Consider the following 20,898-nt stretch of genomic DNA (forward strand, 5'->3'; position numbering starts at 1 on the left):
GGCTCGCGGACGGAGCTACTGCCCGGCCTGCGCCCGTGCCGCCGCCTGGGCCTGGGCCGCCTCCTCGGCTGCCTGGGGAGTGCGCTTGAACATCCGGGTCGCGGTGATCTCGCCGTGGACGGTCTCGGCTTCCGGGTCCTGCTGCGGCAGTCCGGGCCGCAGGTGCTCCTCCACGCTGATGTACTTCAGCCCCGCCCGCAGGTCGGCGTCGTTGCGGAGACGGATGACCAGCGGGAATTCGGCGAGGGCCGTCGTGTCGAACAGGCCGGTCGTGTAGAGCAGCTGGACACCCAGCGCGTCCGACACCGCTCGCTGGAGCTCCAGCAGATACGTGGCGTTGGCACGGCCGATGGGGTTGTCGAGGAACAGCGTGCCGGCGTGCCGGTGCCGGTCCCGGCCCCGGTCATTGCTGCGGAGCGCTGCCATCGTGCAGTACAGGGCGATCGCCGCGGTGAGCAGTTGGCCGCCGGAGAAGACGTCCCCCATCTGTCCGACCGGGACCCTTTCGGCGCGGAGCACCGCGTCCGGCTTGAGGATCTCCACGGCGATGCCCTTGGGCTGGAGAGCTGCCTGGACACCGCGCAGCAGCAGGGACATTCCGTCCCTGCGCAGGTCGGAGTTCTTCTTGAGGGCGGCGTGCGTGGCCTCGTCGATGACCTCGCCGAGCCGTTCGGTGAGCGTGGCCTGGTCGGGCTCCTCGAAGCGGATCCGCAGGAATTCCTGGCCGGACCACTCCCCCAGTCCCTCCGGGAGCTGCGAGAGCCGCTGCGCGGAGCGGAGGGTGGCGAGGGCGGACTCCACGAGCCCGCGCAGCCGGTCGACGATGGAGTCGCGGTTGCGCTCCAGCTGGGCCATCTCGTCGGTGAGGACGCGGAGCCGGGGTGCGAAGGCGGCGGCCCACTTCTCCGCGTGCTCGGGAAGGGCCGAGGCGGGAAGCTCCCGGATCTGCTGGCGTGCGGGGGTGCGGACCTGCTCGTACCGGGTGGAGTTGGCGTGCCGTACGAGCACATCGCTCGCTTCCCGTACGGCGGTCTCGGCCGCCGAGAGGTCGGCCGCGCAGCCGCGCAGGGAACGGCGGGCCTCGGCGGCGGACTGCCGGGCCTCGTCGAGGGTGCCGGGGTACGGCTCGGGGGTCTCGGCCTCGTCGTCGGCGCCGTGGTCCCGGAGCAGGTCGCGCAGGAGGGCCGCCGTCTCCTCGAAGCCACCGGCCGAGTCCTCGGCGGTGCGGTGGGCGTGGAGCAGTTCCGTGTGGGCGGCCCGGGCGGTGTCCAGGGCGCCGGTGGCGGAGGCCAGTTCGGACGTGGCCGTACGGAGCAGGCTCTGCGCCTGTTCGGCATCGGCCGGGACCAGCTCGTCCGGAAGCTCCGTGTGGTGGGGCTGCTCGTCGGTGGGGGCGAGCCGTTCGGCCTCGCCGCGGAACCGGCCGAGCTGCTCGCTGGCGGTGGACGCCCGGGTCTCCAGGAGCTGGACCAGCGACTCGGCGCGGGCCGCAGCCGCCTGCCGGGAGGGGCCGTCGGCGCCGTCGGTGCCTTCCAGGAGCTGGGCGGCGCGGGTGCGGACCTTGTTGGTGAGGCGGTCGAGCTCGGCGAGTGCGGCGCTCTCGTCGCTCTCGGCGCGGGCCTGCTCGGCGCGCAGGTCGGCGCCGACGCCGACCTTCTCGTAGAGCTGGGACGCCGCGCGGTACGCCTCGCGGAGCGCGGGCAGTGAGGTACGGGCGGCGTCCGCCGCCGGCTCGGGGAGCTTCTCCGGGGCACCGGCGATCTCGGCCCGTTCGGCGCGCAGGGCACGGGCGGTACGGCGGGCGTCATCACCGGCGCGCTGGGCCGCGCGGCGGTCCTCGTCGGCGGCGCGTGCGCGCTCCAGGCAGGTGGTGGCCCGGGCTTCGGATTCGGCCGCCTCGTCGACGAGTTCCCTCAGCCGGGACTGCCACCGGGCGCGTTCGCGCAGACGGAAGGCGAGACCGGCGAGGGCGTCGGCCGCCCGGCGGGCTCGCTGGGCTGCTTCCTGGCGTTCCTCACGGACGCGGGAGGTGTCGGCGGCGGCCTCGTCGGCCTCCGCGCGGACCGTGCGGGCCTCCGCGAGGGCGGCCTGGGCGGTTTCGGCGGTGGTACGGGCGGTGCGGGCCGTCTCGGCCAGTTCGGCGAGCCTGCCGGGCGGGCAGTCGGCGCGCCAGGAGCCGATGCGGGCGGCGAGGGAGCGGTCAGCGGTGAGCCGGGCCGCCAGGGTCCGGATGTCCTCGTCGCGGGCGGCGGCGCGGTGCCTGAGGGCCTGCCTCTCCTCGTCGGCCGCGTGTTCGTCGTGCATCGCCGGGTTCGGCGGGACCAGGAAGACCCCGTCCGTCCCGTCGCCGTCGCCCGGTGCCGGGACGGGGGCGAGGAGTGCGGCTGCCGTACCGACGGCGACCGCGGAGCGGGGCAGCAGGGCGGCGCCGCCCAGCACCTCACGGGCGCGGGCGTGGGATTCGGGGTCGGTGATCACGACGCCGTCGACCAGTTCGGGGCGGGCCGCCAGGACCGCCGCGTGGTCGGCGGGGTCGACGGCCTGGGCGAGGTAGCGCCAGCCCGGGAGGGCCGGAATGCCGTGCTCGCCGAGGTACTCGACGGTGGCCAGGACGTCGGGGCCGGGCGGCAGCAGTCCTCCGTCGCCGAGCGCGCCGAGGATCCGCGCGTCGTCGGCGGCGCCGGTGCGGAGCTCGAAGAGCCTGCGCTCGGCGGCGGCGACGCCCTGGTCGAGCAGCTCGCGGAGCTCGTCCGCGCTGCTGTCGAACTCCTCGGCGCCGAGCGCCTGTTCCATGGCGCGGGCCGGTCCGCCGGTGACGGGTTCGGCGACGGCCACCTGCCCGCCGGGCCCGGACGTGCCGGCGTGGGCGGCGTCCCCGGGGGCGGTCCGGCCGTCCTGGGTACCGGCGCCGTGCGGCTCGTCCGGGTCGGTGGCGTCTCCGCCCGCTCCCTGGCGGGGCCTCGGCACTCCCGTGGGCTGCGCCGAGGGGAGACCGAGCAGGTCGGCGATGCGGTGGTCGGCGGCGATGGACTCGGCGGCCCTGAACTCCGCCTCGTACGACTGTTCCGCCGCCTGCGCCCCGTCGGAGGCCCGTGCGGCGGCGAGTTCGGCCCGGCTCTCGGTGGCCGCGGCTTCCCTGGCGCGGTCCGCCGCCGCCCTGGCCGCCTCCCTGGCGGTGTCCCAGGCGGCGACCGCCGCCTGTTCCGACTCGCTCGCGGCGAGGGCCGCGCGTGCCGGGTCCGCGTCGGGCGCCGTGTCGTCGAGCCAGCCCGCCCGTACGGCTTCGGCCGTCTCCTGCTCGACCTCCGCGAGGCGCTGGCGGAGGTGGCCCGCCTCGCTGCGGGCCCGCTGGGCTTCGGTGGCGGCGGTGGTGGCGTCGCGGTGGGCCCGTTCTCCGGTGGCCTGGAGGACGTCGGAGCGCTCCTCCTCCTCGTTGGCCACGCGCTCCCCCGCCTCGGCGGCGGTGTGCAGGGCGCGTACGAGATCGGCGGCGGCCGTGGCCCGGGCGGCGAGGGCCGGGGCCGCGTCGCGCTCGGCCTCGCGGATGGCCACGGCGACCCGTGCGGAGCGGTCCGCCGCGGCACGGTGGCGCAGGACCGCTTCGGCCGCCTGCCAGGCGGAGTGCAGCGTGCGCGCCTCGGCCAGTTCGCGGCGCTGGGCGGCTGCGCCCTTCTCGGCGGCGGTCAGGGCCAGCGACGCGTGCCGGTAGGCGAGTTCGGCCGCGATCAGGGCGCGGCTGCTGCGCGCCCGCTCGGCCTCGGTGACGGTGTGGGCGGCGGCCGTGACCTGCTGGGCGAGCTCGCCGGTACGGGAGCGTTCCCCGGCGGCGCGGGCGGAGAGCCTGCGGGCGAGGGTGCGTGTGCGCCGTTCGGCGCCGGCGTGGACGTCCCTGCTGCGGGCACGGGTGTCGGCCGCCTCGACGATCCGGCCGAGCAGGTCCACGGAGCCTGCGGTGAAGTCGCGTTCGGCGGTGAGCTCGGCGCGGCGGCCCAGCTTGTTGCCGAAGCCGCTGACCAGGTCGGCGAGACCGTCGGTGTCACGGGTGTCGGTGACGGCGCGGAGCAGCAGGTCGGTGAAGTCGGAGTCCTTCTTGACGGCGAAGAGACCTGCGGCCTCTCCCTCGTCGGCGTTCATCTCGCGCTGGTAGCGGAAGAGTTCCGGGTCGAGTCCGAGGTCGCCGAGGTGCTCGTTCCACCGGTCGTGGATCTCTTCCCAGTGCACGTCGAGGTGCTGGTAGAACTTGCCGGCGTCCGTGAGGGCGTCGCGGAAGCCCTTCATCGTGCGGCGCCTGCCCCGCGCGCCGGAGACGCCTTCGACGGGGCGTCCCACGGCGGTGGCCTCGGCGACCGGCAGCGAGTCGAGGCTGAGGCCGGGCCCGGGGCGGAAGGAGTACCACGCCTCCCCGAACTTGCGGGGGTCGCTGGAGACCTGCCGTCCGCGCCACTCGCTGACCTTGCCGACGACGACGCACTCGCCGGTGAGGGTGTGCTGCCACTCCAGCGCGACATGGCCGCAGTCGTCGGCGAGCAGGAACTTGCGCAGCACGCCGGAGCTGGCGCCGCCCAGGGTGTTGCGGTGGCCGGGCAGCATCACCGAGAAGATCAGCTTCAGCAGGACGGACTTGCCGCCGCCGTTCTCCAGGAAGAGCACGCCGGCGGGCGCGGGGCGGCGCGGCGGGCCGACCGGCTCGTCCTCGAAGAACTCCGCCTGGGCCGGGGCGGGGTTGGGTACGGGCTCTCCGACACCGCGCAGGTCAAGCACGGTGTCGGCGTAGCGCGCACCGGCGGGCCCGATGGAGTAGAGGCGGACCCGGGACAACTCGTACATGGCGGCGGACTCTCGTCGTTCAGGCAGCGGGAGGGAAACGTCGGGGGCGGGGGCCGGTGGCGGCCGGGCCCGCGTGCGGGTCAGGCGTGGAAGGGCAGGCCCTCGTCGGCGGCCAGCTCGGGGCTGTCGGCGTCCGGTGGGGGCAGCAGCGTGGCCGTGCCGTCCGAGACCGGGACGACTCCGAGCTCCAGGAGTTCGGCCATCGCGGCGCTGCCCGCCATGTCGCGGACCTGGAGCTGGTAGCGGGCGGTGGTGCGGTACGCGCCTCCGGCGTCATCGCCGGTGCGCTGGAGGAAGCCCGAGTCCGTGAGGAAGGCCACGGCCTTGCCGATGATGCCGGTGGTGGAGCCGGCCAGCCGGCGGGCGTCCTTCGTCGCGCCGGTGGCGCTGCGCCGGGCGTAGATCCGCCAGCCGGCTTCGAGTCCGGGGGCGTCGGTGGCCGGGTCGGTGTTGTCGCCCTGCTCCTCGGCCCGCTCCTCCAGGCGGTGGCACGCCTGGCGTACGAAGGCGTCGACGCCGTTGACCGTGATGCGGCCGATGTATCCGTTGTCGGCGAGGTCCTCGGGGCGCGGGAAGGCCATCGCGGCGACGGCGAGGTGGGCCAGGCCGTGGAGGAAGCGGTCGGCGGAGTCGGAGGATGCGCGGCGGGCGTAGTCGCCCATGCGCACGGCGAAGACCGAGTCCTCCGCCGCGGTGACGGCCATCCCGGCGCGGGTGGACACCTCCATGACGATCAGGCCCAGTCCGGTGGCCACCGCGTCGGCGAGCCGGGCGAAGGCTGGCTCCTCCCGGTAGCGGCGGAGCAGTTCGGCGTACTCGGCGTCCCGGGCGGGCAGCAGTTTGGGCTGGAGCCCGAAGGAGACGAGCCGCGCCGCGTCGGCGGCGTCGGCCGGTGTCACGGGCGCCGGAGCGCTCGCCTCGGCCGCCGGGGCGGCGTCTGCCGTCTCGCTCCACGCGTCGGTGTGCTCGGCGTGGTACTCGCTCACGGTTGGGGCTCCTCGGTGCGGAAACTGCGGAAACTCCGGGAACCGGAGGGGTGTCGTCCATCGGCCCACGGACGGCGGGCGTACGGGCTCGGTACGTACGGGCGTGGGGCGTACGGACGCGGGGCGTGCGGCGCCGCGCAGGCGCGGGTGCTCATGACGCCTCCCTGCGGTCCGCGGTCGCCGCGGCGGCGTCCAGCAGCGCGGTGCCCACTATCAGGTCGGCGCCGCCGAACTCCGGGTCGTCCAGCTCCGTACCGTCGTCCACGGCGAAGAGCAGGCGCCGCTCGCCCTGGCGGTACGCGGTGCCGACCGGGGGGCTCGCGGCGTGGACGGCGAGCAGGGCGACCAGGTAGGGCAAGTCGGGATCGCTGCGCCGGGCCTCGGCCAGAAGGCCGGACAGCCGGCGCGGTGCGTCGTGCTCCAGATCGAGCAGCGCCATGGCGTTCGCGAGCTGGTCCTCGCTGAACCGGCTGTCGTCGGGGGTGGCGATCAGGTCGGGTTCGGGCATCTCCGCGCCCAGGTGCTCGCGTTCCATGGGCGGCGTGAGCAGCATGTCGACGAGGTCACCGACCCGTACGGAGGTGGGCGTACGCAGCCCGGTGCCGTTGGCGAAGAAGGCGTCCGTGGCGCGGATGGCCTGTTCGACGGGAAGCGGGAGCAGCGGGGTGACCAGCTGCCCGTACAGATCGAGACCCGCGCGTGCCGTCGGGGCGGCGAATGCCTGCCGGTCCTGTTCGGCGCGGAACAGCGGGCCGGCCTCCAGCAGCCTGGACTGGAGCTGGGTGTGGCGGCGGATGCAGTCCTTGACGATGTCGACGAGCTCGGCCGCGCGGCGCTTGTGCTCAGGGTCCTCGGCCTCGTCCCGTGACTTGCGGATGTTGGTGAGGATCGCGTTCTCGTGGCGGTAACGGTCGGCGACGTGGTCCAGCGCTTCGGCGATCATGTCCGGGACCGTGTTGAGCCAGTCGACGGCGCGCACGTTGCGCCGGGTCGCCTCCAGGGTCCTGCGGAGCGTTTCCGCGTACTGCACGGTGCGGTAGCGGGCCTGCTCGGCGGCGAGCTGCGCGTCGGCGAGGCGCCCCCGGCTGATCAGCACCTCCAGCTTCACCTCGGCGGCGATCTGCGCGCTGGTGACGTCGGTGTCCAGGGCTCCGACGAGGACGTTGACCGCCTCGTCGGTGGCGCGCAGGTAGACGCTGCCGCCGTACCCGGGGACCTCTTCGATGAGCTTGAAGTCGTAGTCCCTGCGGACGTACACCCCGTCCGGTCCGAACGTGCCGTACACCGCGCGGAAACCCCGGTCCACGCTGCCGACGTTGATCAGGTTCTCCAGCACCCAGCGGGCCACCCGCTCGTGCTCGGCGACCGGGCGCCGGGGGGCCTGTGCCCCGACCCGCGGCAGGAGTCTGGTCACTATCTGGTCGTGGTCGGCGCCCGTGTCGAAGTCCATGTTGAGCGTGACCAGGTCGATGGCGGCGAGGGCGACCTCAGCCATCGAGTAGACCGTGTACTCACCGGCGAGATTCGCCTTGCGCACGTCGAGGTCGTGCAGCGGCGCCGTGCAGGCGAGCGCGCGCAGCCGTCGCGAGAGCCCCTCATCGGCGGCGGGGCCCTGGGCGGGCCGCGGGCCCCCGCTGAGCTGGGGCGCAGCGTTGTCCGTGTAGGCAGGCGAAGTCACGCTGCACAGATTAGGTCCTCGCACCGACAACGGTCGAAACGGCGCAGAAGCGACCAACCGACCGGGAGCCGCCGGAGGCCCGCGGGCCACGGCTCGTCCGGTGCGGTGGAGCCCCGGGTCAGGGGGTCTCCGGCGCCGTGCGGGGCCCGTAGCCGCCGCCTCCCGGCGTGCGCAGGACGAGGACGTCCCCGGCGTCCAGGGCGGCGGTGTCACAGCCCTTCAGCGGGGTCACCGTCGTACCGTCGGCGCGCTCGATGTGCTGACTGCCCGTACCGCCGGGACCGCCGCCGGCCATTCCGTACGGGGGTACGCGGCGGTGGCTCGACAGGAGCGCCACGGTGACGGGTTCGAGGAAGCGGATACGCCGTTCCACCCCCTGTCCGCCGTGCCACCGGCCGGCCCCGCCGCTGTCCGTACGCACCTCGAAGCTCTCCAGCAGCACCGGGTAGCGCCACTCCAGGACCTCGGGGTCGGTGAGCCGGGAGTTGGTCATATGGGTCTGCACGGCGTCGGTGCCGTCGAAGCCGTCGCCCGCCCCCGATCCGCTGGCCACCGTCTCGTAGTACTGGACGCGGTCGTTGCCGAAGGTGAGGTTGTTCATCGTGCCGGAGCCCTCCGCCTGGATGCCGAGGGCCGCGTAGAGGGCGCCGGTGACGGCCTGGGAGGTCTCCACGTTGCCCGCGACGGTCGCCGCCGGGTGGACGGGTGCCAGCATCGATCCTTCGGGCACCCGTACGTCCAGGGGCTTGAGGCAGCCGCTGTTGAGCGGGATGTCCTCGGCCACCAGTGTCCTGAAGACGTAGAGGACGGCGGCCATGACCACGGACCTTGGCGCGTTGAAGTTCCCCGGCTGCTGCGGCGAGGTGCCGGCGAAGTCGAGTACGGCGCTGCGGGCCTCCCGGTCCACGGTCAGCGTCACCTCGACGACCGCGCCGTTGTCGGTCTCGTAGCGGTACGAGCCGTCGTCCAGACCGGCGACGATGCGGCGGACGGACTCCTCCGCGTTGTCCTGCACGTGACGCATGTACGCCTCGACGACGGCGGTACCGAACTGGTCGGCCATGCGCCGCAGTTCGGTGATGCCCTTCTCGTTGGCGGCGATCTGGGCCCGGAGATCGGCGAGGTTGGTGTCGGGGTCGCGCGAGGGGTGGGCGGCGGTCGTCAGGAGTGCGCGCGTCTCGGCCTCGCGGAGCCGTCCGTCCCGTACGAGGAGCCAGTTGTCGAACAGGACGCCTTCTTCGTGGATCGTGCGGCTGAAGGCGGGCATCGAGCCGGGGGTGATGCCGCCGATCTCGGCGTGGTGACCGCGTGATGCCACGAGAAAGCGCGGACCGTTCCCGCCTTCCCCGGCCTGCTCGTCGAACACGGGCGTCACCACCGTCACATCGGGGAGGTGAGTGCCGCCGTGGTACGGATCGTTGATCGCGTACACGTCTCCGGGGCGCATCGTGGTCCTGTTGCGCAGGAGCACCTCCTTGATGGACTCCCCCATCGAGCCGAGGTGGACCGGGATGTGCGGGGCGTTGGCGATGAGATTGCCGTCGCCGTCGAAGAGGGCGCAGGAGAAGTCCAGCCGCTCCTTGATGTTCACGGAATGGGCGGTGTTCTCCAGGCGTACGCCCATCTGCTCGGCGATCGACATGAAGAGGCTGTTGAAGACCTCCAGCATGACCGGGTCGACTCCGGTTCCGACGGCCGTCCGGTCGGGGCGCGGGCGGACCCGGGTCAGCACGAGATGTCCGGTGGGAGCGGCCGACGCCTGCCAGCCCGGGTCGACGACGGTGGTGGCGTCGCTCTCGGCGACGATCGCGGGGCCGGTGACGGTGTCCGTCGTACGGAGTTCCGCGCGGCGGTACAGCCGGGCGTCCTGCCACCGCCCTTCGGTGAACATCCGTACGGTGTCGTGCGGGCGCGGGCCCCGCGCGGGGTCCGCCCGGTCCGCCGGACGCGCCGTGCGGTGCGGTCCGGCCGCTCCCGTCGCCTCCACGGTGACCGCCTCGACGACCAGCGGTTTGTCCATCGTGAAGCCGTAGCGCGCCCGGTGCACGGCGAGGAACTCCTCGCTCATCGCGGACACCGTGCCGAGGTCTACGGGGAGGCTCGCGTCCGTCCCGCCGTAGCGCAGGAGCACGCGCGCCCGGGTGGTGACGGCGGAGTCCGGTACGCCGTCGGCGCGGAGGTCGGCCCGGGTGCGGCCGGCCAGTTCCTCGCAGAGCGTCTTCAGGCGGACGAGGGCCGCCTCGTCGAGTTCCGCCTCGACGGACTGCTCGCGTATCGCCGTGGCGTCGGCCAGACCGATGCCGTAGGCGGAGAGCACCCCGGCGAACGGGGGTACGAGGACGGTGTCGACGCCCAGTGCGTCGGCGACCGCGCACGCGTGCTGGCCACCCGCTCCGCCGAACGCGGACAGGGCATAGCGCGTGATGTCGTGCCCGCGCTGCACGGAGATCTTCTTGACGGCGTTGGCCATGTTCAGGACGGCGATCTCCAGGAAGCCCGCCGCGACCTGGGCCGCGGTCCGCCGGCTGCCGGTGGCCCGTGCCACGTCCGCGGCCAGGGCCTCGAAGCGTTCGTGCACGGCCACGGTGTCCAGGGGCTGGTCGCCGCCGGGGCCGAAGACCGCGGGGAAGTGCGCGGGCTGGACCCTTCCCAGCATCACGTTGGCGTCGGTGACGGTCAGGGGTCCGCCGCGGCGGTAGCAGGCGGGGCCGGGGTCGGCGCCCGCGGAGTCGGGTCCGACCCGGTAGCGCCGGCCGTCGAAGTGCAGGACGGAACCTCCGCCGGCGGCCACGGTATGGATGCTCATCATGGGGGCGCGCATCCGCACTCCGGCGACCTGGGTGCCGAGCTCCCGCTCGAACTCGCCCCCGTAGTGCGACACATCGGTGGAGGTGCCGCCCATGTCGAAGCCGATGACCCGGTCGTGTCCGGCCTGTGCGGACGTACGGGCCATGCCGACGACGCCTCCGGCGGGTCCGGAGAGCACCGCGTCCTTGCCGCGGAAATGGGCGGCCTCCCGCAGTCCACCGTTGGACTGCATGAACATCAGGCGGATGCCGCGGAGTTCACCGGCGACCTGGTCGACGTACCGGCGCAGGATCGGTGAGAGGTATGCGTCGACGACGGTGGTGTCGCCCCGCGGTACGAGCTTGATCAGCGGGCTGACCTCGTGGGAGCAGCTGACCTGCGTGAAACCCAGGCCGCGGGCCGCGTCGGCGACGGCGGATTCGTGGGCGGGGTGCCGGTAGCCGTGCATGAGCACGACCGCCGCGCTCGTGATTCCGTCGTTCCTCGCGGCCCGCAGCCGCTCGGTCACCTCGGGGAGGTCGAGGGCCTTCACGATCGTGCCCCGCGCGTCGACGCGCTCCGGAACCTCGATCACCCTCTCGTACACGGCCTCGGGAAGGACGATGTGGCGGTCGAAGAGGCGGGGACGGTTCTGGTACGCGATCCTCAGCGCGTCCCGGAAGCCTTCCGTGACGACGAGCACGGTCGGCTCACCGGTCCGCTCCAGGAGTGCGTTGGTCGCGACGGTGGTGCCCATCTTGACCACGGAGATCCGGTCCGCGGGGACGGGGTCGCCGGGCTGGAGGCCGAGCAGGCGCCTGATCCCGGCGACGGCCGCGTCCTGGTAACGGTCCGGGTCGTGGGAGAGGAGCTTGTGGCTGATCAGATGGCCCTCGGGGTCCCGGCCCACCACGTCGGTGAAGGTGCCGCCACGGTCGATCCAGAACTCCCAGCGTCCAGTCATCCCTCCATTCTGGCCCGGGACACGGGCGAGGGGGAAGGTGGCGAAGCCGGGGTGGGCGGGCCCGGGGTGCCGCGGTCGCGGGCGGGCGGTCCCAGTGCGGCCAGGGCGTGCAGCAGGTCCCGCTCGGCCTCGCGGTCGAGCGTTCCGCCGGTGCCGCGTGCCGCGTGGCGGATCTCCGCCGCCGCCAGGCACAGCAGTTGGGGCAGCAGGTCGGTGGAGCGGCGGGCCACCCAGCCGGTGCCCGCGGTGGCCAGCCAGAGCGCGGCGTCGGCGCGGGTGGGCGGTGGCTGCCCGGGTTCGGTGCCGGGCGGGGCGCCGGGGGTTAGGGTCTTTCGTTTGGATCAGGCCGGATCAGGGAGCGGGGTCTGGTGCGGGCAGCTGCAAGGCGGAGGAGGGAGTCGACGCGGAGCGTCGGCGACCGACGACAACGCCGCAGATGCCCGCACCAGGGCACGCGAGCCCGGCCTGATCCAAACGAGAGGGCCTAGTCCGCGCTCGTGGAGCAGACGGTGGAATCCGGCGGCGACCTTGCGGTGTCCGCGCTCGGCGGGGTGGAGGCGGTCCACGCTCCACAGGGAACGGTCCCGGACCCAGGTCCGGTCCGAGGCGTGCAGATGGACGGCGTCGTAGCGCGCGGAGAGCGCGTGCACGACGGCGTTGACGGCGTGCTGCCGCCTGGCCAGGGGGCGGGCGAGCGGCGCGGGAAGCCCGAGTACGGACCCGGGGTCGGGCAGGCAGGCCGTCAGGATCACGGCTCCGCCCGCGGCGAGGAGCCCGCAGACCTCGTCGAGCCTCCGCGCCAGGCCCGTGAGGTCGACGGAGCGGCGCAGGGTGTCGTTGACGCCGACGACGACGGAGGCCACGTCGGGGCGGAAGGCCGCTGCCGCCGCGGCCTGGCGGTCACGGACATCGCCGGACAGGGCGCCGCTGACGGCGAGGTTGCGGAACTCCACGCCCCGCACCCCGTCGTCCAGTCCCTCGGCGAGCAGGGCGGCCCAGCCCCGCCGCCCGCCCGGCACGGGGTCCCCGACACCCTCGGTGAACGAGTCCCCGAGCGCCACGAACCGTACGGCGGGGCGTCTGCCCCGTACCGCCGTAGGACCGCTTCCGGCCACCGCCGCCCCGGACGGCCTGCGGACATCCGGCGGCCGGTCCGCACCGGCGGCTCCGCCGGCTTCCCCGACCCCGACTCCGACTCCCCTTCCGGTTCCGGCCCGCCCCCTCATGCCCGCGCCCCTGCGGTCCCGTGGAACTCCGGCACCTCGTGGGCTGCGAGGAAGGCGGCCACCGAGCGGTCCCAGCCGAAGAGTTCGGCCCGGGAGCGGGCCGCCGCGCGGCGCTCCCGTTCCGGGCCGGCCAGCAGGGCGCGTACCGCCGCGGCGAATGCCTCGCCCGTGTCGGCGGCGGCCGGTCCGGCGGCGCCGACCACCTCCGGCAGGGCGGAGGAGGCGCTCACCACCACCGGGGTGCCGCAGGCGAGCGCCTCCAGCGCCGACAGGCCGAACGTCTCGGCGGGGCCGGGGGCCAGGCAGATGTCGGCGGCGGCCTGGAGGTCCGCCACCCGCTCCCGGCCGGACACGTGTCCCAGGAACTCGACCGGCAGGCCCGCCGTCCGGGCCCGGTGGGCCAGCCCCGACCGCAGCGGCCCGTCTCCCGCGACGAGCAGCGCGGCGCGCACGCCGAGGCCCCGCAGCACCGCCAGCGCGTCCAGGGCCCGTCCCGGCCGCTTCTCCACCGAGAGGCGGGAGCAGAGCAGCAGCAGGACGTCCTCGCCGCGCAGGTGCCGGGCGCGCAGCGCCGTGCTGCGCCGCTCCGGGCGGCAGCGACGCAGGTCCACGCCGAGCGGGGCGCGCACCACGTTGCGTGCCCCGATCCGGCCGAACTCGCGCTCCGCCCACTGGGTGGTGCAGACGATCCGCGTGTAGGCGCGGGCGCTGCGCGCGTTGAGGCGGTCGGCCGTGCGCGCCGCCGCCGCGGCGGGGACTCCCCAGGCGCGCAGAACCCCGTCCGCCGTCTCGTGGGAGACCATCACGGCGGGTGTCCTGGCTCGCCGCGCCCACTCGCCCGTCCACCGCAGTGTCGTCCGGTCGGACACCTCCAGCCGGTCCGGGCGCAGGGTTTCCAGCAGGCCGGTGAGGCGGCGGCGGTCCGCCAGCACGCGGTAGCCGCCGGTGCCCGGCAGTACCGGTCCGGGCAGCGTGATCACCCTGCCCTGCGGTGTCCGCTCGTCGCGGGCGGAGGAACCCGGCACGATCAGCACAGGCTCGTGTCCGGCGGCGAGGTAGCCGCGGCCCAGCTCCTCCAGGGCCGTACGCAGACCGCCGGACGCGGGCGTGACGAAGTTGGCCAGCCGTACAATCCGCAGGCCCCCGGGGCCGCGCGCGCCGGCGGTGTTCACGCGGCCACCGCCGTCCGGTCGCGCAGCACCTCGTCGTAGTGGTCCAGGAGCCGGTCGCCGACGGCGGCCCAGGTGCGGGCCTCGACCGTGGTCCGCGCCGCCCGTCCGAACGCCGCCGCGCGTGCGGGGTCCGCGAGGAGCGAACCGACCGCGGCGGCGACCGCTCCGGCGTCGTGCGGGGGAACCAGCAGCCCGGTGCGCCCGTGGTCGACGAGATCGAGCGGTCCTCCCGCCGCCGGTGCGACCACGGGCACCCCGGAGGCCATGGCCTCCTGCACCGTCTGGCAGAAGGTCTCGTACGGGCCGGTGTGCGCGAAGACGTCCAGCGAGGCGAAGAGCCGGGCCAGGTCCTCACCGGTCCGGCGGCCGAGGAAGGCGGCGCCCGGCAGGGCCGTACGCAGCGATGCCCCGCTCGGTCCGTCGCCGACGACCACGACCCGGACGCCGGGCAGGGCGCAGACCCCGGCGAGGAGTTCGACGTGCTTCTCCGGGGCGAGCCGTCCGACGTACCCGACGAGCTTCTCCCCCGCCGGGGCGAGACCGCGGCGCAGCGCCTCGTCCCGGAGGTCCGGGCGGAACCGTACGGTGTCGACGCCTCGCGGCCACAGGTGCACACGCGGTACACCGTGACCGGTGAGGTCGCGCAGGGCGGCGGTGGAGGGGGCGAGGGTGCGGTCGGCGGCGCTGTGGACCGCGCGCATCCGGCGCCAGGCGGCGTTCTCGCCGGTGCCCAGATACGTACGGGCGTAGCCGGCCAGGTCGGTCTGGTAGACGGCCACGGTCGGCAGTCCGAGCCGTGTGGCGACCGCCATGCCGCGCACCCCGAGCACGAACGGCCCGGCCAGGTGGACCAGTTCGGCTCGGTGCGCGGTGAGGGCCGCCGCGAGCCGGCGGCTGGGCAGGGCCACCCGGACCTGCGGATAGCCGGGCAGCGGCAGGGAGGGGACGCGCACCACGGGGTACGGCTCGCCGTCCTCGTGGCTGCCGGTGCCCGCCGAGCTTCTGACGGTGGCCGTCGCCCCGGGCGTGGCCGGGGCTATGACGAGCGGCCGGTGACCGCGGGCGGCGAGATGCCGTGCGGTCTGGAGGGTGCAGTGGGCCACGCCGTTGACATCGGGCGGGAAGGATTCGGTGACGATGACGACACGCATACCCGTGTTGTCGCCGCGCCGGACGTGGCTGGGCCGACTTGGATCTTTCCGCCCGGGGAACGTCCCATGAGCGTTTGCGCCGCGTGGCCCGCCGGCGCCCCCGTCCCCGCGCCCTCGTCAGACGGCGGGGGCGTCGGGTCCGATCCTGCTGCGCACCGCCGTCTGCACCTCGGCCTCCTCGGCCGGGTCCGCGGCCAGCCGCCGCAGACGTTCGGCGACCCTGATGTCACCGGTCTCCGCGTGCAGGGCGGCGACCTCCCGGGTCGTCTCCTCGCAGTCCCACAGGCATTCGACGGCGAATCCGGTGGGGAAGGACGGGTCGGTGGCGGCCAGCGCACGGGCTGCCCGTCCACGCAGGTGGGAGGAGGACGTCTCGCGGTAGACGTGGCGGAGTACGGGAGCGGCGCAGGCGATGCCGAGCCGGCCGGTGCCGTCCACGAGGGTCCACAGCCGCTGGGCGTCGGGCCCCTCGCCGCGTACGGCCTCGCGCAGGGCGCCGAGGACCAGCGGGGCGTCCTGTGCCCCGCCGCGGCAGGCGAGCACACCGGCGGCCGATGCTCCGAGCGCGTCGGGCCGGTGGGCCCACCGGCGGGCACGGTCCACCGCCGCGTCTCCGCACATCCGCTCGAAGGCGCTGACAGCGGCTTCGGAGACGGTCCGCGAGGGGCCGGAGGCGGCGGCTTCGATGAGGTCGAGGACGGCGGGGTCCCGGGCCTCGACGAGGTAGTGGAGCGAGGCGCAGCGGGCGCCTTCGGGGCCGCTGCGGGCAGCCTCGATGATCATGGGCCGGTCGTCGGGGCCGGCGACGGCGGACAGGCAGCGGGCTGCCGGTACGTGGAGGACGCTGCCCCGCTCCAGTCCCTGCTGGGCCCAGTCGAACACGGCCTGGACGCTCCAGCCGGGGCGGGGGCCGCCGGGTCGCATCTGGCGCTGCCAGCGGTCGAAGGAGCCCTGTTCGGTGGCTGCCCTGACCCGGGCGCCGACCTCGTCCCGCGGGTCGTCGGCCCAGAGCCGCCAGGGGCGGGGCTCGAAGGCGTCGCGGACGACCGCGGCCAGGTCGGCGGTTCCCTCGGGAGTGTCGGGGAAGCGGGCAAGCACGGGCACGGCGAGGGAGCGCAGTCCGGCGTCGTCGTCCCGCAGGGCGAGCTCGTCGAGCGCCCAGGCCCAGTTCGAGCCGGTCGCCGCGTAGCGCCGCAGCAGGGCGAGGGCGTCCTCACGACCGTACGAGGCGAGGTGTCCGAGGACGGCGAGGGCCAGACCCGTGCGTGAGTCGTCGGTGTCGAGGTGGTCCTCGGGGTCGGACAGGTGCCGGTCGATCTCTTCGATGCCGCCGTCGAGATCGAGGTACAGGCGCGCGTAGTAGAGGGAGCGGTTCTCGACCTGCCAGTCGTGACGCGGATCGCTCAGGACGCAGTGGTTGAGAGCCGCCAGGGCCTCGGGGCGTGGCGCGGCGAGCGCGTGGAGCGTGCCGTCGCCGCGGCCCCTCTGCAGCAGGCCGAGCAGGGTGCCGCTCGGCGCTATGAACGGATCAAACATGGGAAAAGCCTCACATCAAGCTGTCGACGCAACCGGGACTGTGCAGTTCCAAGTGCCGGGAGGGCACTAGGCCGCGCAGCAACATGATCGGCCGACCGCCGTCTTCTGCCTGGTGTAGACCATCTTCCTCTGCCTCTCGTCGGTGGTCCTGAGCGGACCCGCGACGTCATGATGACCCAGCCATTTCGCCACCGCGACCACATTTACGACGGACCGGTCGGCGCGTGCGCCACAGAGCGGCCCGGCAGGCATCCGCGCGATCACGTCAGCGGGCCCCGAAGAGTTCCAGCAGGTCGGCCTTGCCGAACATGCGCGCGGTGTCGAGCGCGGACGGCGTACCGGAGGCCGGATCGGCCCCTGCGGCGAGCAGCGCCTCGATCACGGCGTCCTCGCCCTTGAAGACGGCGCCGGCGAGCGGGGTCTGCCCCCGGTCATTGGCCCGGTCCGGGTCGGCGCCACGGCCGACGAGGGCGGTGACCGCCTCGGCGTGACCGTGATAGGCGGCGAGCATCAGCAGGGAGTCGCCCCGGTCGTTGGTGAGGTTCGCGGGCACACCCGCGTCGACGTACGCGGCGAGCGCGTCGGTCTCACCGCGGCGGGCCAGGTCGAAGACCTTGGTCGCCAGCTCGACCACCTCGGGATCGGGGGTTTCGCTCATCGGACGGACCGCCTTCCATAACCGTTGTCGTTGCCGCTGACCTGGTGGGGAGTACGGCAGGGGGCCGTACGAGTGAATCGACAGGGTACTGCTCCCGCGCCGACATGACCCGACCGGTATGAGGCAAAAGATCACCAGGTGAGACCCGTTTCGGTCACGGAGCGTCGATGCGTTCCGCCCGGAGACCCTTCCCTTGTCCGCCAGTCAAGTGAAAATGTCAGCTTTTCACTCAATTGCACCTTTTATCGTATAGATACTTCCCGTAATCCTGGAAGGACTCATGGTGACTGTCCCCCCAACCAGGAGAACGACTCATGATCCTTTCCATCTCGGGCGTCGTACTGCTCGGCATCATCGTCTTTCTGTTCTTCAAGAAGGACGGCCTCAAGGCATCGCACGCCATGATCTGCGCCCTGTTCGGCTTCTATCTGGCCGGCACCGCCATCGCACCGAGCATCACGGCAGGTGGGGCGAGCCTCGCCGGCCTGCTCGGCGGGATCAAGTTCTGACGCTCAGCGACCGTTCCCACCCCTTCAGGAGACCGACGTGGCCCGGCGACCACTCCCCCGCATTCTGAGCAGCGGCAGCGCATCGATCACTCGCAGTCGAGAGTTCGCGCGCACGGCCGCCGACAACGCCACCGACGTCCTCCATCCGCTGATCACGATCGTTCGTGGTCTGCGGCTGCTGGCCGCAGCAGGTCGGCAGAAGTGGGCCGCGACGGCCAAGGACCGGCGTGGTCCCACGCTGTTCCTCGCCGCGGCCTGCGTACTCGTGGTGGCGCTCATCCCGTACGGGCCTCTACTGGCCGTGATCACGGTGATGAGCGCTGCCGCATGGAAGGGGCGGGACCGTACGCCCGTGAAGACCGGCCCCGACGAGGCGGAGACCGGGCGGCTCCAGGCCCTCTACGAGGCGCTCGTCCCGTACTTCTCGACAGCCGACGACCCCAGTCCGCTGTTCTCCCACGGCGGCGACTGGGAGAAGGGCTTCGGCAGCCACACCTTCGACGCCGACGGGCGTCTCACCCGCCTCCAGGTGAACTACCCCGCGTACTTCACCGACAGCGAGCCGGCCTCCCGCGCCCGGATCGAGCAACTGCTCCGGGCCAAGTCCGGCCGTGGCCGCGAATACCACTTCGCCTGGGACGAGGAGAGCAACCACCTCGTCATGACCGTGCTCGACGCGCTGCCCGTCACGATCGCCGCCCAGCGCTTCGTGACCGCACCCGGCGAGACCGTGCTCGGATTCACCGACGCCGACGCCGTCCAGCGCACCGTGCCCGTGCAGGACGGCGACGCCACGCGTGACGCGCCGCCGGTGATCTGGCGGACCGGGGCCCGCTCGACGGAACCCCATCTGCTCGTCTTCGGACAGCCCGGCAGCGGCACCACCAGCCTGATGCGCTCCATCGCGCTCCAGGCTCTCCAGCACGGCGACATCATCGTCGTCGAAGGCAGCGGAACCGGAGAGTACGGCTGCCTGACCGGGCGCAGCGGAGTGCTGGCCGTGGAGTGCGGACTCGCCGGGGCGCTGGCGACCCTCGAATGGGCGGCCCACGAGACCGAGCGGCGGCTGATCGCCGCCAACCGGGCGCGCCAGGCCGGGCACCCCGCCCCCGACGACACCAAGCGTCCGCTCTGGATCCTGCTGGACCGGCCGAGCGTCCTGGGCCACCTGGCCGCCGCCGACGGCAGGCCCGACCCCCAGGAACTCCTTCAGGTGCCGCTCCGGCACGGCAGGGCGGCCGGGGTCACCGTGGTCATGGCGGACCAGTTCGACAGCATCGAGACCCTGACCGAGACCGTACGGACCCACACGCGCGCCAGGGCCGTCCTCGGCCCGGCCTCGCGCGAGCAGATCGAGGCGGTGCTCGGCGCGGAGCCGCACACCACCCCGACCCCGGACGTACCGCCGGGCCGGGGGTACGCGCGCCTGGGCACGGGTCCCGTCCTGCGGCTCCAGGTACCGGCCACCCCGGACCCGTACGACGACGCCACCAGCGAGGCCCATCGGCAGGCCGTGCTGGACCTGCTGCCCGACCGGCAGTCCGCCGCTTCCGCGGAGGCCGTGACGGCTTCCGTAGCCGTGGCCGTCGAGGCGGCCGTCGCGGAGCCCGTCCCCAGGGACCCGCTGATCGGCGCTCCGGCGATCGCCGAGGGGTGAGGACCGCCGGCAGACGATGACGAACGGCGGTGGGCGGGTGGCGGACACGGAGTCCGCCACCCGCCCACCGCCGTTCCCGCGCAGGACGTTCCCGACCGCGCCGTTCCCGCGCAGGCCGCTCCCGGCCGTCGGACAGGCTCCCGGCCGTCAGGCCACGAACGTCCTCGGAGCCTCGGCCCCCGAGCTCGCACCCGAGCGGACGAGCTCGGCCGCCGCGGCGAGCCGCAGCGCCGCCTCGTCCGCCACCCGGCCGCCCACCGTGAACGGCAGCCGCACATAGCCCTCGAACGCCCCGTCGACCCCGAACCGGGGACCGGACGGAACACGGACACCGACCCGCTCGCCCGCCACGGCCAGCCGCGAACCCGAGAGCCCACCCGTACGCACCCAGAGGGTGAGTCCGCCACGGGGTACCTCGAACTCCCAATCCGGCAGCTCCCGGCGCAGCGCCCCCACCAGGTCGTCCCTGTTCTCCCGGGCCTGCGCGCGCCGGATCTCCACCGCCTGCTCCCAGCCGCCCGTGCGCATCAGCCAGTTGACGGCGAGCTGCTCCAGCACCGGCGTCCCCATGTCCGCGTAGGCGCGGGCCGCGACGAGGCTGCGGATCACGTCCGGCGCCGCGCGGACCCAGCCGATCCGCATCCCGGCCCAGAACGCCTTGCTCGCGGAGCCCACGGTCAGGACGGTGCTGCCCGCCGGGTCGAAGGCGCAGACCCTGCGCGGCATGTCGACGTCCGCGTCCAGGAAGAGCTCGTTCATGGTCTCGTCGACGACGAGGACCGTGCCCGCGGCGCGTGCCGCGTCGACGAGATCGCGCCGCTGCTGCTCGTCGGCGAGTGCCCCGGTCGGGTTGTGGAAGTCGGCGACCACGTAGGCGAGGCGGGGCGCGGAGTCGCGCAGGACCTGACGCCAGCGGTTCATGTCCCAGCCGCCGAGCCCCTCCTCCATCGCGACCGGCACCAGCCGGGCACCGGCCTCCCGCATCAGCTGGAGGATGTTGGCGTACGAGGGCGACTCGACCGCGATCCGCTCGCCGCGTCCGGCGAACAGATGACAGATCGCGTCGATGGCACCCATCGCCCCGGTGGTGACCATGATCTGTTCGGGCATCGTCGCGACACCGCGCTCGGTGTACCGGGCGGCGATCATCTGCCGCAGGGCCGGCAGCCCCGCCGGGTAGTCGCCGTGGGTGTGCGCGTAGGGAGGCAGCTCCTCCAGGGCGCCCTGTACGGCGCGGGTCAGCCAGGGCTCGGGCGCGGGCAGCGAGGCGCAGCCGAGGTCGATCATCGAGCCGAGCGACTCCGGGGGCAGCGGTTCCAGTCCCCGGGCAGGCAGCGGGTTGCCCGCGGGCACCGCGGTCCAGCTGCCGGCGCCCCGGCGGGACTCCAGGAATCCTTCGGCCCGCAGCGCCTCGTAGGCGGCGGCGACGGTCGTACGGCTGACGGAGAGGGCGAGCGCCAGTTCCCGTTCGGCGGGCAGCCGCGCGGCCACCGGGACCCGGCCTTCGAGGACGAGCAGCCGGACCCCGTCGGCGAGGGCACGATAGGCGGGCTGCTTGCGGCTGCCGGGCCCGGCAGGCCGGGAGTGCTGGGCCTGAAGCTGCCGGGCAAGCTGTGCCGCACCCACCGTTGAAGTCCACTGCGCCATGGAAATCAGTCCACCTTCCTCGGATTGGCCATAGTTGGCAGCCAATCCCCCGCCACAGAGTGACACGGAGCAGTCCACTACCACCACATCAGGGGTACCA

General features: G+C 73.8%; 13 protein-coding genes. 2 read left to right on the top strand and 11 right to left on the bottom strand.

All coding sequences use genetic code 11. The annotated features are described in order from the left end of the window. Positions 1-15 precede the first annotated feature (15 nt). From OG230_RS05330 to OG230_RS05375, 10 genes are all read right to left on the bottom strand, one after another. Positions 16-4,827, bottom strand: a complete 4,812-nt coding sequence (locus OG230_RS05330) for a hypothetical protein (RefSeq protein WP_328908968.1) — start codon at positions 4,825-4,827, stop codon at positions 16-18. Between the two features lie 80 nt (positions 4,828-4,907). Continuing rightward, complete coding sequence (locus tag OG230_RS05335) at positions 4,908-5,813, bottom strand: hypothetical protein (RefSeq protein WP_328908969.1); 906 nt, start codon at positions 5,811-5,813, stop codon at positions 4,908-4,910. Between the two features lie 151 nt (positions 5,814-5,964). Next, positions 5,965-7,491, bottom strand: coding sequence for a hypothetical protein (locus tag OG230_RS05340; RefSeq protein ID WP_328908970.1), 1,527 nt, complete (start codon positions 7,489-7,491; stop codon positions 5,965-5,967). A 118-nt stretch (positions 7,492-7,609) separates the two neighbouring features. After that, on the bottom strand, positions 7,610-11,242 hold the full coding sequence (locus tag OG230_RS05345) for a hydantoinase B/oxoprolinase family protein (protein ID WP_328908971.1): 3,633 nt from the start codon (positions 11,240-11,242) through the stop codon (positions 7,610-7,612). Further along, positions 11,239-11,472: a hypothetical protein gene (locus tag OG230_RS05350; RefSeq protein ID WP_443051498.1), complete on the bottom strand. Its 234-nt coding sequence runs from the start codon at positions 11,470-11,472 to the stop codon at positions 11,239-11,241. The genes OG230_RS05345 and OG230_RS05350 overlap by 4 nt, the downstream gene beginning before the upstream one ends. 111 nt (positions 11,473-11,583) lie before the next feature. Then, on the bottom strand, positions 11,584-12,303 hold the full coding sequence (locus tag OG230_RS05355; RefSeq protein ID WP_328908972.1) for an SGNH/GDSL hydrolase family protein: 720 nt from the start codon (positions 12,301-12,303) through the stop codon (positions 11,584-11,586). A gap of 161 nt (positions 12,304-12,464) precedes the next feature. After that, entirely contained in the window at positions 12,465-13,640 is a 1,176-nt protein-coding gene (locus tag OG230_RS05360) for a glycosyltransferase (protein WP_328908973.1), read from the bottom strand. Beyond that, positions 13,637-14,791 carry a glycosyltransferase family 4 protein gene (locus tag OG230_RS05365; protein ID WP_328908974.1) on the bottom strand — a complete coding sequence of 385 codons (1,155 nt, stop codon included), beginning with the start codon at positions 14,789-14,791 and terminating at the stop codon, positions 13,637-13,639. Before OG230_RS05365 ends, OG230_RS05360 begins: the two co-directional genes overlap by 4 nt. Positions 14,792-14,908: 117 nt before the next feature. Beyond that, a complete protein-coding gene (locus OG230_RS05370) occupies positions 14,909-16,327 on the bottom strand; it encodes a HEAT repeat domain-containing protein (protein WP_328908975.1) in 1,419 nt (472 codons plus the stop codon). 265 nt (positions 16,328-16,592) lie between these two features. Then, positions 16,593-16,985 carry an ankyrin repeat domain-containing protein gene (locus OG230_RS05375; RefSeq protein ID WP_328908976.1) on the bottom strand — a complete coding sequence of 131 codons (393 nt, stop codon included), beginning with the start codon at positions 16,983-16,985 and terminating at the stop codon, positions 16,593-16,595. Between the two features lie 314 nt (positions 16,986-17,299). Here OG230_RS05375 and OG230_RS05380 point away from each other — a divergent pair, with 314 nt between their 5' ends. Further along, a complete protein-coding gene (locus OG230_RS05380; RefSeq protein ID WP_185301971.1) occupies positions 17,300-17,494 on the top strand; it encodes a hypothetical protein in 195 nt (64 codons plus the stop codon). A gap of 37 nt (positions 17,495-17,531) precedes the next feature. Then, a complete protein-coding gene (locus tag OG230_RS05385; RefSeq protein WP_328908977.1) occupies positions 17,532-19,151 on the top strand; it encodes a hypothetical protein in 1,620 nt (539 codons plus the stop codon). Between the two features lie 147 nt (positions 19,152-19,298). Here OG230_RS05385 and OG230_RS05390 read toward each other — a convergent pair whose 3' ends face one another. Next, entirely contained in the window at positions 19,299-20,798 is a 1,500-nt protein-coding gene (locus tag OG230_RS05390; RefSeq protein WP_328908978.1) for an SCO1417 family MocR-like transcription factor, read from the bottom strand. Positions 20,799-20,898: the final 100 nt, after the last annotated feature.

The organism is Streptomyces sp. NBC_00234 (assembly GCF_036195325.1).
Lineage (GTDB): Bacteria > Actinomycetota > Actinomycetes > Streptomycetales > Streptomycetaceae > Streptomyces.